Origin of the sequence: Micrococcus lylae (assembly GCF_900163825.1) — a bacterium.
Taxonomy (GTDB): domain Bacteria; phylum Actinomycetota; class Actinomycetes; order Actinomycetales; family Micrococcaceae; genus Micrococcus; species Micrococcus lylae.
On record NZ_FUKP01000046.1, the window covers coordinates 1 to 13,489 of the forward strand.

The 13,489-nt window shown below is 70.1% G+C and carries 13 protein-coding genes; 12 read left to right on the forward strand and 1 reads right to left on the reverse strand.

Annotated elements, in window-relative coordinates; translation table 11 throughout:
* The first annotated feature begins 229 nt into the window (after window positions 1–229).
* The 11 genes from hrcA to FM125_RS07025 all read left to right on the forward strand — a co-directional run bounded on the left by hrcA (window position 230) and on the right by FM125_RS07025 (window position 12,020).
* A complete protein-coding gene (hrcA, locus tag FM125_RS06975; RefSeq protein ID WP_070639056.1) occupies window positions 230–1,243 on the forward strand; it encodes a heat-inducible transcriptional repressor HrcA in 1,014 nt (337 codons plus the stop codon).
* A gap of 100 nt (window positions 1,244–1,343) precedes the next feature.
* Window positions 1,344–2,468, forward strand: a complete 1,125-nt coding sequence (gene dnaJ, locus FM125_RS06980; protein ID WP_087134099.1) for a molecular chaperone DnaJ — start codon at window positions 1,344–1,346, stop codon at window positions 2,466–2,468.
* A gap of 1 nt (window position 2,469) precedes the next feature.
* Window positions 2,470–3,222, forward strand: a complete 753-nt coding sequence (locus tag FM125_RS06985) for a 16S rRNA (uracil(1498)-N(3))-methyltransferase (RefSeq protein ID WP_087134100.1) — start codon at window positions 2,470–2,472, stop codon at window positions 3,220–3,222.
* 61 nt (window positions 3,223–3,283) lie between these two features.
* Window positions 3,284–4,354, forward strand: a complete 1,071-nt coding sequence (locus tag FM125_RS06990; RefSeq protein ID WP_087134105.1) for a PhoH family protein — start codon at window positions 3,284–3,286, stop codon at window positions 4,352–4,354.
* On the forward strand, window positions 4,344–4,817 hold the full coding sequence (gene ybeY / locus FM125_RS06995) for an rRNA maturation RNase YbeY (protein WP_067191912.1): 474 nt from the start codon (window positions 4,344–4,346) through the stop codon (window positions 4,815–4,817). Before FM125_RS06990 ends, ybeY begins: the two co-directional genes overlap by 11 nt.
* A gap of 10 nt (window positions 4,818–4,827) precedes the next feature.
* Window positions 4,828–6,159 (forward strand): hemolysin family protein, encoded by a 1,332-nt coding sequence (locus FM125_RS07000; protein WP_067191914.1) that lies wholly within the window; start codon window positions 4,828–4,830, stop codon window positions 6,157–6,159.
* Window positions 6,156–7,151, forward strand: coding sequence for a GTPase Era (gene era / locus FM125_RS07005; RefSeq protein ID WP_067191916.1), 996 nt, complete (start codon window positions 6,156–6,158; stop codon window positions 7,149–7,151). Before FM125_RS07000 ends, era begins: the two co-directional genes overlap by 4 nt.
* A 159-nt stretch (window positions 7,152–7,310) precedes the next feature.
* A complete protein-coding gene (locus tag FM125_RS07010; protein WP_087134101.1) occupies window positions 7,311–8,264 on the forward strand; it encodes a hypothetical protein in 954 nt (317 codons plus the stop codon).
* 276 nt (window positions 8,265–8,540) lie between these two features.
* The gene (gene leuA / locus FM125_RS07015) at window positions 8,541–10,277 is read left to right on the forward strand and encodes a 2-isopropylmalate synthase (protein ID WP_087134102.1); all 1,737 of its coding nucleotides are present in this window, start codon (window positions 8,541–8,543) and stop codon (window positions 10,275–10,277) included.
* Between the two features lie 5 nt (window positions 10,278–10,282).
* The gene (recO, locus tag FM125_RS07020; RefSeq protein WP_087134103.1) at window positions 10,283–11,152 is read left to right on the forward strand and encodes a DNA repair protein RecO; all 870 of its coding nucleotides are present in this window, start codon (window positions 10,283–10,285) and stop codon (window positions 11,150–11,152) included.
* A gap of 13 nt (window positions 11,153–11,165) precedes the next feature.
* Window positions 11,166–12,020: an isoprenyl transferase gene (locus FM125_RS07025; protein WP_087134104.1), complete on the forward strand. Its 855-nt coding sequence runs from the start codon at window positions 11,166–11,168 to the stop codon at window positions 12,018–12,020.
* Between the two features lie 3 nt (window positions 12,021–12,023).
* Here the strand turns inward: FM125_RS07025 and FM125_RS07030 are convergent, their stop codons facing one another.
* Complete coding sequence (locus tag FM125_RS07030) at window positions 12,024–13,100, reverse strand: alpha/beta hydrolase (RefSeq protein WP_083315290.1); 1,077 nt, start codon at window positions 13,098–13,100, stop codon at window positions 12,024–12,026.
* A gap of 127 nt (window positions 13,101–13,227) precedes the next feature.
* Here FM125_RS07030 and FM125_RS07035 point away from each other — a divergent pair.
* Window positions 13,228–13,489, forward strand: a 262-nt coding sequence (locus tag FM125_RS07035; RefSeq protein WP_143745273.1) for a helix-turn-helix domain-containing protein, incomplete at its 3' end; no start/stop codon positions are given.

Genomic DNA, 13,489 nt, shown 5'->3' on the forward strand with positions numbered 1-13,489 from the left:
GCTTGGGGGCAAGACTCCCGCTCAACGAGTGTCATCAACGTGATGGCCGGGTACACCTAGCCACGTCACTGCCCGCTGTGAGCGAACCCGCGCCGACGCGCCGTGAACTCGCGGCCGGATCGCCGTAGGATCAGCACTTGAACCCGGAGAGTGCCAGCCGGTCGGCCATGCCGAGGCACCAGGCGCCTGCACCCCGAGCCCACCAGATCAGGAGAGGAGTCCGGTCCCGATGAGCGAACAGCCGCGCCGCATGCAGGTGCTGCAGGCCATCGTGGAGGACTATGTCGCCCTGCGCGAGCCGGTCGGCTCGAAGGCGCTGGTGGAGCGTCACGGCCTGGGCGTCTCCTCGGCCACGGTCCGCAACGACATGGCGGCCCTGGAGGAGGAGGGCCTCATCATGGCTCCGCACACCTCGGCCGGCCGCATCCCCACGGACAAGGGCTACCGCGTGTTCGTGGACCGCCTCTCCGAGGTGAAGCCCCTGTCCGCCGCCGAGCGCCGTGCCGTCAAGGCGCTGCTGGAGCCGGAGGCGGACATGGAGCAGATGATGGACAACGCGGTCCGGCTGCTGGCGCAGCTGACCCAGCAGGTGGCCATCGCACAGTTCCCCCATGAGGACGGCTCCACCGTGCGGCACCTGGAGCTGGTCTCCCTGGCGCCGGCCCGCGTGCTGGTGGTCCTGATCCTCTCCACGGGGCGGGTGGACCAGCGTGTGGTCGCCACGGAGCACGAGGCCGAGGACGCCACCCTCGCCGCGCTCAAGCAGGTTCTGCTGCAGTCGCTGGACGGGCTCACGCCTGCTCAGGCCTCCGCCGTCCTGGACACGGCCGTGCTGTCCGTCCCGCCGGAGGACCGTCCGCTGGCGGACACGCTCACCGCCGCCGTCCGCCAGCTGCTGGAGGCGGGCCGCCAGGACCGCATCGTCATGGCGGGCACCGCCAACCTCGCGCGGACCCACGGCGACTTCCCGCAGTCCATCGGCCCCATCCTCGAGGCGCTGGAGGAGCAGGTGGTGCTGCTGCGGCTGCTCACGGAGATGGAACAGGACGTGTCCGGCCTCTCGGTCCGCATCGGCTCGGAGAATGCCGGCTCGCTGGCCGACACCTCCGTGGTGGCCGCCTCCTATGGGCCCGGCGCGGTCGCCAAGCTCGGGGTCGTGGGCCCCACCCGCATGGACTATCCGGGCACCATGGCCGCCGTCCGTGCGATCGCCCGCTACCTCTCCCGGATCCTCAGCACCTGAGGGTCGCCGCCTCATCGGGGGCCTCGCCGCGTCCCGACGACGGCCCTCACCGCATCCTCGAAACCCCATCTGAAGTCTTCTGGAAGGAAGAGTCCCCACCGTGTCCGACCACTACGAGACGCTCGGCCTGTCCCGCGACGCCTCCCAGGAGGAGATCCGCCGCGCGTACCGGAAGCTGGCCCGCAAGTACCACCCGGATGTGAACCCGGGCGAGGAGGCTGCGGACCGGTTCAAGCAGATCTCCCACGCCTTCCAGGTCCTCAGCGATCCGGACAAGCGCCGCAACTACGACTCCACGGGCAACGAGAACGGCAACGCCGGGTTCGGTGGCTTCGGCCAGGGCGCCGGGGGCTTCGGCTTCGCGGACATCTTCGAGACGTTCATGGGCGCCGCCGGCGGCCAGCGCGGCCCGGCCTCCCGCACCCGCCGCGGCCAGGACGCGCAGATCCGCGCGCAGATCTCCCTCAAGGACGCCGTGTTCGGCGCCGAGACCACCCTGCAGGTGGACACGGCCGTGACGTGCGAGGCCTGCAACGGCTCCTGCTGCGAGCCCGGCACCTCGCCGGAGACCTGCTCCACCTGCCACGGCCAGGGCATGATCCAGCGCCCGGTGCGGTCCGTGCTGGGCACGATCATGACCACCGAGGCCTGCCCCGGCTGCCAGGGGATGGGCACCACCCTGCCGAGCCCGTGCCACGAGTGCCACGGCCAGGGCCGTGTGCGCGCCCGGAAGCCGCTGACCATCAAGGTCCCGGCCGGCGTGGACACCGGCACGCGGATCCACCTGGCAGGCCGCGGCGAAGCCGGCCCCGGCGGCGGTCCCCACGGTGACCTCTACGTGGAGATCGTCGTGGCCCCGGACGCCACCTTCGCCCGTGAGGGTGACAACCTGTCCACCACCGTCACCGTTCCGATGGCCGCCGCGGCCCTCGGCACCACCGTCACCCTGGACACCCTGGACGGCCCCCAGACCGTGACCCTGGCCGAGGGCACCCAGCCCGGCCACGTGGAGGTCCTCAAGGGCCTGGGCGTGGGTCGACTGCGCGGCGTCGGCCGCGGAGACCTGCGCGTGAACGTCCTCGTCGCCACGCCCACCGACCTCACCTCGGAGCAGCGCGAGCTCATGGAGCGCCTGGCCGAGCTGCGCGGCGAGGAGGTCGTCCACGGCGCCAAGCACCAGAAGTCGATGTTCGCCCGGATCCGCGAGAACCTGAAGAACCTCTGACGTGACTGCGCACCTGTTCTACGTGGCGCCCGGGGTCCTCGACGACGGCCGCCCCGGCTCGTGCGTGACCCTCACCGGGGCCGAGGCGCGCCATGCCACCGGCGCCATGCGCCTGGGACCGGGGGATCCGATCCTCGTGGCCGACACCGTGGGCCGGCGCGCCCACGGGACCGTGGCCGCGGCGGAGAAGGACTCGGTCACCGTCACCGTGGACCAGGTGGAGAACGTCCCGGCACAGCGCCCGGAACTGGTGCTCGTGCAGGCTCTGGCCAAGGGGGACCGGGACACCCTCGCCGTGCAGACGGCCACAGAGCTCGGCGTGGACGCCGTGGTCCCGTGGGAGTCCGAGCGGGCGATCGTGCGCTGGCGCGGCCCCAGGGAGGCCAAGGCCCGGCAGAAGTGGGCCGATGCCCTCCACGCCGCCGCCAAGCAGGCCCGCCGGGCCCGCATTCCCGTCTTGGAGCCCACCGTCACCGGCGCCTCGGTGAGGGACCTCGTCACGGAGGGGACCGTCGTCGTGGTTCTGCACGAGGACGCGACGCAGGGGCTGACCGCCGCGGACGCGGCGGACTGGTCCGAGGCGGAGCGGATCGTGCTGGTGGTGGGCCCGGAGGGCGGGATCTCCGCCGGCGAGCTCGATGCGCTCACGGACGCCGGCGTGCAGCTGCGGCTTCTCGGGACCAACGTGCTGCGGTCCTCCACGGCGGGACCGGCCGCCCTCGCCGTCCTCCAGCACCTGCTCGGACGCTGGTGACGCACGTAGAATGAGCGGACGCGCCACGTTGCCGCCTGCGGCACAGGCGTCCTGCATGCCCCTGACAGCACCTGCGAACCCCGAGGTGATGAACCCCATCGTGACGTCCTCTCACGCCGAGACCCGTCCCACCGTCCCCACCGGCCACCACAGCGTCCACTTCGCGTCCTCGGACCTGATGGTCCGCACGCTCGGACCCCAGGACGCCCTGCTGCGGATCCTGGCCGGCGTGTACCCGCAGGTCGAGGTCTCCGTCCGGGACCAGGAGCTCGGGCTGGACGGCCCGCCCGCCGAGGTCGCCGCGGTGCGCCGGATCGTGGAGGACCTGCGCGGCATCGCCCACAAGGACATCCCCGTCACCGCGGACACCATGGAGCAGGTGGTGACCCTCGTGCGCGGCGGCCGCGCCCCGGCCACCGCCGTCTCCCGCGCCTCCATCCTGTCCGGCCGCGGCCGCACGATCCGGCCGAAGACCGTGAACCAGCAGGAGTACGTGGACGCCATCGACGGCAGCACCATCGTGTTCGGCATCGGCCCGGCCGGCACCGGCAAGACCTACCTGGCCATGGCCAAGGCCGTGCAGGCGCTGCAGGCCAAGGAGGTCAACCGGATCATCCTCACCCGCCCCGCGGTGGAGGCCGGCGAGCACCTGGGCTACCTGCCCGGCGGGCTGTCCGAGAAGATCGACCCCTACCTGCGCCCGCTCTACGACGCGCTGCATGACATGGTGGAGCCCGAGTCCATCCCGCGGCTGATGGAGGCCGGGACCATCGAGGTGGCTCCGCTGGCCTACATGCGCGGCCGCACCCTGAACGACGCGTTCGTGATCCTCGACGAGGCACAGAACACCACCGGCGAGCAGATGAAGATGTTCCTCACCCGCCTCGGCTTCGGCGCACACATGGTCATCACCGGAGACACCTCCCAGGTGGACCTGCCGCGCGGGACCGCCTCCGGCCTGGCCCAGGCCGTGGAGGTGCTGGAAGGAGTGGACGGGATCGAGATGGTCCGCTTCGACTCGTCGGACGTGGTGCGCCATCGGCTGGTGACCGCGATCGTGGACGCCTACGACACCCTGCGCCCGGAGACCGGCCGCGGCGCCCAGCCCGGAAGGAGCCGCCGTGGCCGTTGAGATCGTGAACGAGTCCGGCATCGACGTGCCGGAACAGGACCTGCTCGCCATGGCGAAGCACGTCTACGCGCGCATGCACGTCCACCCGCAGGCCGAGACCGCGGTGACCGTGGTGGACGCCGCCCGCATGGCCGAACTGCACGTGGAGTGGATGGACCTGGAGGGCCCCACCGATGTGATGAGCCTGCCCATGGACGAGCTCGCCCCCGGCACCGAGGACGCTCCGTCCGAGGGCGTGCTCGGAGACGTGGTGCTGTGCCCGGAGGTGGCCGCCGAACAGGCGGCCCGCGGCGGCCACAGCCGTGACGACGAGCTGATGCTGCTGCTCACGCACGGCATGCTCCACCTGCTCGGCTACGACCACATGGAGCAGGACGAGCGCGCCGAGATGTTCGCGCTGCAGGACCGCCTCGTCGCCGAGGTCCTCGGCCGCCCCGCCCCCGCCCCGACCACCGAGGACTGAGCGAACCGCCGTGATCACTCCCGTCATCCTGGTCGTCGCCTTCGTCCTGTTCATCATCCTCACCTGGGTGTTGGCCCTGGCGGAGTCGGCGTTCACCTACCTCTCGCGCAAGGACGCTGAGGAGATCGCCCGCGCCAGTGGGAAGTCCACGGCCCTGGAGGTGTTGGCCGAGCTGCCGGCGCACATGGGCTCGCTGCGCTTCTGGCGCCTGCTCACCGAGTCGTTGGCCGCCGTGTGCATCACCATCGCGATGGTGGAGTTCACCGGCATCTGGTGGGCGGCGCTGCTGTCCGCGGCGCTGCTGGTGGTGGTGGTCGCCGGCCTGCTGGGCGTGTGGTCCCCACGGCCGATCGGCTCCCGCAACGAGGCCGCCGTGGCCAAGCGCACCGGCGGCATGGTCCGCGGCCTCACCAGGGCCCTCGGCCCGCTGTCCCGCCAGCTGGGACGGGACCGCCGCCGTCCTGAGCTCGAGGTGGACGACGAGGACGACTTCCAGGAGCGCCACCTGCGCGAGGTGGTGGCCCGGGCCCACGACGCGGACGTCCTGGCAGACTCCGAGGCCGAGCTGATCCAGTCCGTCTTCACCATGGGGGACACCCTCGTGCGCGCCGTGATGGTGCCGCGCACGGACGTGGTGACCATCGACGTGGAGCACAACCTCCGCCAGGCCATGCAGCTGTTCCTGCGCTCGGGCTTCTCCCGCGTGCCTGCGGTCGGGGAGGACGCGGACGACGTGCGCGGCATGCTCTACCTGAAGGACGTCACCCGCGCCCTGCACAAGGACGGTGTGGACCCGGAGACCTGCGTGTCCGAGCGGATGCGGGACGTGCGCTTCGTGCCGGAGTCCAAGTCCGTGGCGTCCCTGCTGCAGGAGCTGCAGCGCGAGTCCACCCACGTGGCGATCGTGGTGGACGAGTACGGCGGCACCGCTGGCCTGGTGACGCTGGAGGATCTGATCGAGGAGATCGTCGGCGAGATCTACGACGAGGACGACCGCCAGGACCAGCCCGAGGTGGAGAAGGTCGAGGACGGCGTCTACCTCGTGGACGCTCGCATGAACGTCTCGGACTTCGCGGAGGAGTTCGACGTGGACCTGGACGACGAGGAGGACGTGGACACCCTCGGCGGCCTGCTGGCCAAGCACCTGGGCCGCGTCCCGATCCAGGGCTCCGAGGTGACCGTCCAGGGCATCGTCCTGCACGCCGAGGCCCTGGAGCCGCGCCGCAACCGCGTCTCCCGGCTGCGCGTGACCGAGACCGAGGACCGCCCGCTGCGCTTCCGCCAGCGTGAGGACGAGCAGGACACCGAACCCGGCCAGACCGCGACGAAGGAGCACGCATGAGCCGCAGGGACCGCAGGCAGGACCGTGAGGCTCCGCTGCTGGATGTCAGCGGGGTGGACCCGGAGTTCCGCTCCGGCTTCGTCTGCCTGGTGGGCCGGCCGAACGCCGGCAAGTCCACACTCACCAACGCGCTGGTGGGGGAGAAGGTGGCGATCACCTCCTCGAAGCCGCAGACGACGCGACACACCATCCGTGGCATCGTGCACCGGGACGAGTTCCAGCTGGTGCTGGTGGACACTCCCGGCCTGCATCGTCCGCGCACCCTGCTGGGGGAGCGGCTCAACGACCTCGTGGCGGAGACCCTCAACGAGGTGGACGCCGTGGGCATGTGCATCCCGGCCGACGAGGCGATCGGCCCGGGCGACCGCTTCATCGCCCAGCAGCTGAGCTACCTCAGGCGCACGCCTGTGGTGGCGATCGTGACGAAGACGGACAAGGTCTCCCCGCAGCAGCTCGCTGAGCAGCTGCTGGCCGTGACGGCCCTGGGCGACGAGGTGATCGGCCCGGAGAACCAGGGCGAGGGCTTCCGCGCCGTCGTCCCCGTCTCCGCCGTGCAGGGCCGGCAGGTGGCGGACGTGGAGACGGTCCTCGGCGACCTGCTGCCGGAGGGTCCGCCGCTCTACCCGGACGGCGAGCTCACCGACGAGCCCGAGGCCGTGATGGTGGCTGAGCTGATCCGCGAGGCTGCCCTGGAGGACGTCCGGGACGAGCTGCCGCACTCCGTGGCCGTGGTGGTCGAGGAGATGGCCCCCCGCGAGGACCGGCCGAAGGACCGGCCGCTGGTGGATGTCTGGGCCTCGCTCTACGTCGAGCGGGACAGTCAGAAGGGCATCATCATCGGCAGGAAGGGCGCTCGCCTGCGCAAGATCGGCCAAGACGCCCGCGCCGGCATCGAAAGGATGCTCGGAACCGACGTCTACCTGGATCTCAGGGTCAAGGTCGCGCGCGACTGGCAGCGCGACCCGAAACACCTGCATCGACTCGGCATGTAGAGGCATATGTGAAAGACGACACGCTTGGGCGGCGCAGTCGCGCCTGGCCCAGGGAGCTGTTAGCCTCTCACTGGATAGAACAGGCGTCACACAGCTTGATCCGCAGTTCACTCCAGAACTCGACCACCAGTCACTCCAGCCTCCGAGGAGGGGTTCCCCTTGACCAACGAGCAGCCGCGCTCGATCGATCGCCGAACCGTCACCGCGGGCATGGCCTGGGCCGTTCCGGCCGTGGCCACTGCCGCCGCCGCACCCGCCTTCGCCAGCAGCCCGGTCACCGGGGGAGCGGAGTACGGCCTCTTCGTGACCACTGGCCTCAACAACGGCGAGGTCGGCTACGACGGCACCGACGACACGGGTGAGCTCCACCCGAAGACCCCTGCCGCCTACTTCGCCGCCGTGGAGGCCGGGGACAACCCGGAGAGCGACATCAACTGGAACGACGGCTCGCAGTGCTTCAGCAACAGCAACCTGTTCCGCAACGGTGAAGGCTCCTTCACCCCGGTCACGAACTCCGGCTCCGGTGAGGACGGCTCCTACGTCAGCACCTCCGGGTTCTGGTGGTCCGTGCCCACGATGACCCCGAAGAGCGGCGACGGGTACGTCCCGGGTTCCACGGCCACCCTGCAGAAGGGGGCGACCTTCACGACCCTCGTGGAGATCATCCTGCCGCCTTCGGCCAGCTGGACTGCCGATAACATCAGGGTCGGCAGCAGGCGCTGGACCGGTGCACAGTCAGGCAAGCGGGTCACGACCAAGGCCACCACGGCCACGCATCTGGCCAACCAGATGGTCAAGGGTGACTGGTCCATCACCGCACCGCAGAAGACGACCCTCGCTGACGGATCCATCAAGGTCACCGGAACGGTCACCTTCAAGACCACCGAGGACTACACCGTCACGCAGTCCGGGGACACCTACTACGGCCAGGTGGAGTTCATGCCGAACAACATCTACGTCTTCCCCGGCTACGGATGGACGTCGTTCTCGTTGACCTCGTGCGTGACCGACGCGACGATCTCGTACACGGGCCAGCCGGAGGGCATGGACCCGACCCTCACGCTGTCCAACGAGCTCGTGACCACCTCCACGGTGCAGAACCGCCGCTGCTGACATTTTGACGCAGCGCTCAGGCCCGGCCGCGTCACACGCGGCCGGGCCTGAGCGCCGTCTGGGGCCCACCCAGGTGCGGGCGGGGCTGTGCTTGGCTGAGATGGTCCGCCGGCGAACGTTCCGGAGAGTGAGACACGGCGTCACCTGGTGTCCAGCGGATGCGGCAGGGTATCCAATAGGAGGCGAGCACCGGTCCGTGGCCTGCAGCCCCTCCGGGCGAGCCGACGCAACGGCTGTCCGCGCCCCGTCCGGCCCTACAGGAAGAGGTGAGCGCTCATGCGCAACGTCCAGAAGCCGTCCGGCATGAAGTTCGGCAAGTACGCCCCGTACCTGGATCAGTTCACCATCGACCTTCCGGACCGCACCTGGCCGGACAAGGTCATCACCTCGGCACCCCGCTGGTGCGCCGTGGACCTCCGCGACGGCAACCAGGCCCTCATCGATCCGATGGGACCCGAGCGAAAGCTGCGCATGTTCCAGCTCCTCGTGTCCATGGGATACAAGGAGATCGAGGTCGGCTTCCCGTCCGCCTCGCAGACCGACTTCGACTTCGTCCGCCAGCTGATCGAGGGCGACCACATCCCGGACGACGTCACCATCCAGGTCCTCACCCAGGCCCGCGAGCACCTGATCGAGCGCACCTTCCAGTCCCTCGAGGGCGCCAAGCAGGCCATCGTCCACCTGTACAACGCCACCTCGGTGCTGCAGCGCCGTGTGGTGTTCCGCCAGGACGAGGACGGCATCGTGGACATCGCCACCCAGGGCGCCCGCCTGGTGAAGAAGTTCGAGGAGCAGCTCACCGGCACCCAGATCACCTATGAGTACTCGCCCGAGTCCTACACCGGCACCGAGCTCGAGTTCGCCCGGCGGATCTCCGACGAGGTCGCCACGGTGCTGGAGGCCTCCACGGACCGCAAGATGATCCTCAACCTGCCGGCCACCGTGGAGATGGCCACCCCCAACGTGTACGCCGACTCCATCGAGTGGATGCACCGCAACCTCGAGTGCCGTGAAAACGTCATCCTCTCCCTGCACCCGCACAACGACCGGGGCACCGGCATCGCCGCCGCCGAACTCGGCTACATGGCCGGCGCCGACCGGATCGAGGGGTGCCTGTTCGGCAACGGCGAGCGGACCGGCAACGTGGACCTCGTGGCCCTCGGCATGAACCTGTTCAGCCAGGGCATCGACCCGCAGATCGACTTCTCGGACATGGACCACATCAAGCGGACGGTGGAGTACTGCAACCAGCTGCCCGTGCCCGAGCGCACCCCCTGGGGCGGCGACCTCGTGTTCACCGCCTTCTCCGGCTCCCATCAGGACGCCATCAAGAAGGGGTTCGAGGCCATGGAGCAGGATGCCGCGGCCGCCGGGAAGGACCTGGACGAGATGCTCTGGCAGGTCCCGTACCTGCCCATCGATCCGAAGGACATCGGCCGTTCCTACGAGGCCGTCATCCGGGTCAACTCGCAGTCCGGCAAGGGCGGTGTGGCCTATCTGCTCAAGACGGAGCACAACCTGGACCTTCCACGCCGAGCGCAGATCGAGTTCTCCCACGTCATCCAGTCCCTCGCGGACTCGCAGGGCGGAGAGGTCTCCGGCAACGACCTCTGGGACGTCTTCCAGGACGAGTATCTGCCCGCCGAGGACGAGGCCGGCCGCTGGGGTGTCTACCACCTCGGCGCGGTCCAGACCGAGTCCCCGGCCGAGGGCGTGTTCTCCATGACCGTGGAGGTGGAGCGGGAGGGACAGTGGTCCACCCGCACCTCCACCGGCAACGGCCCGATCGCCGCCTTCCTCAGCATGCTGGCGGAGGACGGGGTGGACGTCCGGGTCCTGGACTACTCCGAGCACGCCCTGTCCGAAGGCGGCTCCGCCATGGCCGCCGCCTATGTGGAGGCCGCCATCGGCGACCGCGTCCTCTGGGGAGTCGGGCTGGACCACAACACCACCCAGGCTTCCCTGAAGGCCGTGGTCTCCGCCGTCAACCGCGCCCTGCGCGACCAGGCCTGAGCCCCATGAGGACGGGCTCCTCCGCCGCCGCACCGGGTGAGGGCGGCGGCGGAGCCGCGTCTCGGCGCGGCAGTGCACGCAGCTCCCGCGGACCCGGAGGCGGCTACACCGCCAATTCCTTCCGCACCGAGGGCATCGTGCTGCGCACGCACAGGCTCGGCGAGGCAGACCGGATCCTGGAGATCCTCACCCCGGACCACGGCATCGTCCGTGCCGTCGCGAAGGGGGTGCGGCGCTCCACCTCCCGCTTCGGATCCGTGGTGGAGCCGTTCATGCACTCCACCCTGCAGATCGCCCGTGGCCGCAAGGACCTCCACACCGTCTCCCAGGCCCAGCTGATCACGCCCTACGCCACCTGGTTGGCCGCGGACTATGAGCTGTTCTCCCTCGCCGCGGCCATGGCCGAGACGGTGGAGCGCGTCACGGCCGTGGACGCCGCCGGTGCACAGGCCCAGTTTCGTCTGTTCCACGGCGCCCTGGCTGCCCTGTCCCGACGACGGCACACGCCTTCCCTGATCCTGTCCAGCTTCCTGCTGCGCACGCTGAGCGCAGCGGGCTGGGCACCGTCCTTCACCGACTGCGCCTGCTGCGGGGCGCCGGGCCCGCACCGCTCGCTGGCCATCGCCCTGGGCGGCATGGTCTGCGAGGACTGCCGGCCGTCCGGCTCGTCCCGGCCGGCCCCCGAGACCGTCGGGCTGCTGGCGGCACTCCAGGTGGGGGACTGGGGCGTCGCGGACGCCGCGTCGGACCTCGCCGTGCGAGAGGCCGCCGGTATCGTGGGCGCGTACCTGCAGTTCCACGTCGAGCGCCGGCTGGTGTCCCTCACCGTGCTCGAGCAGATGGCTCAGGCCGCACCACCTGCACCGCCTCGATGAAGGACCAGCACCGATGAGCCCCGTCCGCCGCGACCCCACCGTCTCCAGCCCCGTCGGACGGGAGCGGGCCATCGTGGCTCCTCCGGCGCACCCCTCCGGAGCGCGGCCGCCGGCACTGGACCGGAGGTTCGTGCCGCAGCACGTGGCGATCGTGATGGACGGCAACGGCCGCTGGGCGAACGAGCGCGGCCTTCCGAGGACCGAAGGCCACCGGGCGGGTGAGGCCGCCCTGCTGGATGTGGTGGCCGGCGCCGTGGAGCTGGGCATCGGCCACGTCTCCGCCTACGCCTTCTCCACGGAGAACTGGAAGCGCTCCCCGGAGGAGGTCCGCTTCCTCATGGGCTTCTCCCGGGACGTGCTCCGCCGTCAGCGGGACACCCTGCACTCTTGGAACGTGCGCATCCGCTGGAACGGCCGCACCCCGCGGCTGTGGAAGTCCGTGATCAAGGAGCTGCGGACCGCCGAGGAGCTGACGAGGCACAACACCGGCACCACCCTGCACATGTGCGTGAACTACGGCGGCCGCGCCGCCATCACCGACGCGGTCAGGGCGATCGCCGAGCAGGTGGCTGCCGGCGACCTCACACCCGAGGGCATCCGCGAGGAGACACTCACCCGCTACCTGGACAAGGACATCCGCGCAGGGGTGCGGGGGAGCCGGCCGACCCCGGACGTGGACCTGTTCCTGCGCACCTCCGGCGAGCAGCGCCTCTCCAACTACCTGCTCTGGGAGTCTGCCTACGCCGAGCTGATGTTCATGGACATCCTCTGGCCGGACGTGGATCGCCGCACCCTCTACGAGGCCGTCGAGCTCTATGCCCGCCGTGACCGCCGCTACGGCGGCGCCGTGGACAAGTCCGGGACGTGACCGTCAGCCCCCGTAGGCCCGCAACCACTGCAGGACATCTGCAAACGCCTGGTTGCGGATGGCCTCGGGTGAGGCGAAGACGTCATGCAGGGCGTCCGGGTAGCGGTTGATCGTCACTCGGCGGCCCAGGCGCAGGGCGCGTTCTGCCATGGTCTCAGGCTCCAGCACGATGTCCGCGGTCTTCATCTCCTCGGAGAACTTCGCGCCGCGGAAGCCGCGCTCGGACACCAGGGTCAGCACCGGCTCCTGGATGTCCAGCCCGGCCTTCACCTGCGCGTGGCCCACCAGCACCGCTCCCAGCCAGGCGGCGGGCACCTCGAAGGAGGTCTTCGGCCGCCACAGCGGGTGCAGGTCCCACTCACCCTCCGCCTCCGAGGACAGCGTGCGCCAGTAGAAGTCGATCTTCGGCAGCTTGAGCATGGCGTAGGGCTGACGACTCGCCACCGGGTCCACGATCGTCTTGGCCAGATGCCGCACCCACGTGGACCCCTGCATCTCCAGCCACGGGCTGTTCAACACCAGCGCCCGGATGCGCCCGGGGTTGCGCTCGGCCCACAGCGAGGCGACCAGCCCGCCGGTCGAGTGCGCCACGATGATCGGCTTGTTCTCGTAGGTCCGGCCGATCTCGCCGAGCGCGGTCTCGATGTCCGCGTCATAGTTCAGCAAGGAGTCGGTCCACCCGGGGGTCTGCCCCTCGCGCAGGGAGCGTCCGTAGCGGTGAAGGTCCATGGCGTGGAACGCGTAGCCGGCATCCTCGAAGGCCTTCGCGGCCGGCTCGTTGTAGAAGTAGTCCGCCCACCCGTGGATGAGCAGCACCGGGGTTCGCGAGCGGTCCCGCTCATCAGCCACAGGACGGACGATCGTGACGAGGTTCGTACCCTGGTCGTCCTCGGACACCGCGAAGGTCTTCGCCTCGAAGCCGTCGATGACGTCCGGCTCCCAGTCGCCGCCCGGCTCCGTGGTGAGCAGGGCCGGCAGCTCCGGCGCGCCGGCATCCGATTCGCGCGGATCGGCGGAGGCCGGCACCGCAGCCGGGGTGGAGGAGGAGTCGGGGCGGCGGTCGTCGTCGGGAAGGGTCATGGGATCCAGCCTAGGTGTTGTGGGTCATGAGGTTCTTGACATCGGTGCCGGGCTGAGATGAGACGAGTGGGCCTCTCCCGCAGGATGGAAGTTCCTACACAACCCATCCGCGCGAAAAGGCCCACTCATGACTCACGCTAACGCACCCCTGACCCCCACCGGCCGTCTCAGGATGGTCCACCGTCACCTGAACGACGGGATCCCGCAATCCCACGTGGCCGCTGAGTTCCGGGTGAGCCGGCCCACGGTGGCCACCTGGGTCGCCCGCTACAAGGCTCAAGGCGAGGCAGGACTTCAGGACCGGTCCAGCCGGCCCCAGCGCTCACCTGACCGACTCGATCCGGTCCTGGTCGCCCAGATCCACGCCCTGCGGCGGGAGCGCAAGTGGT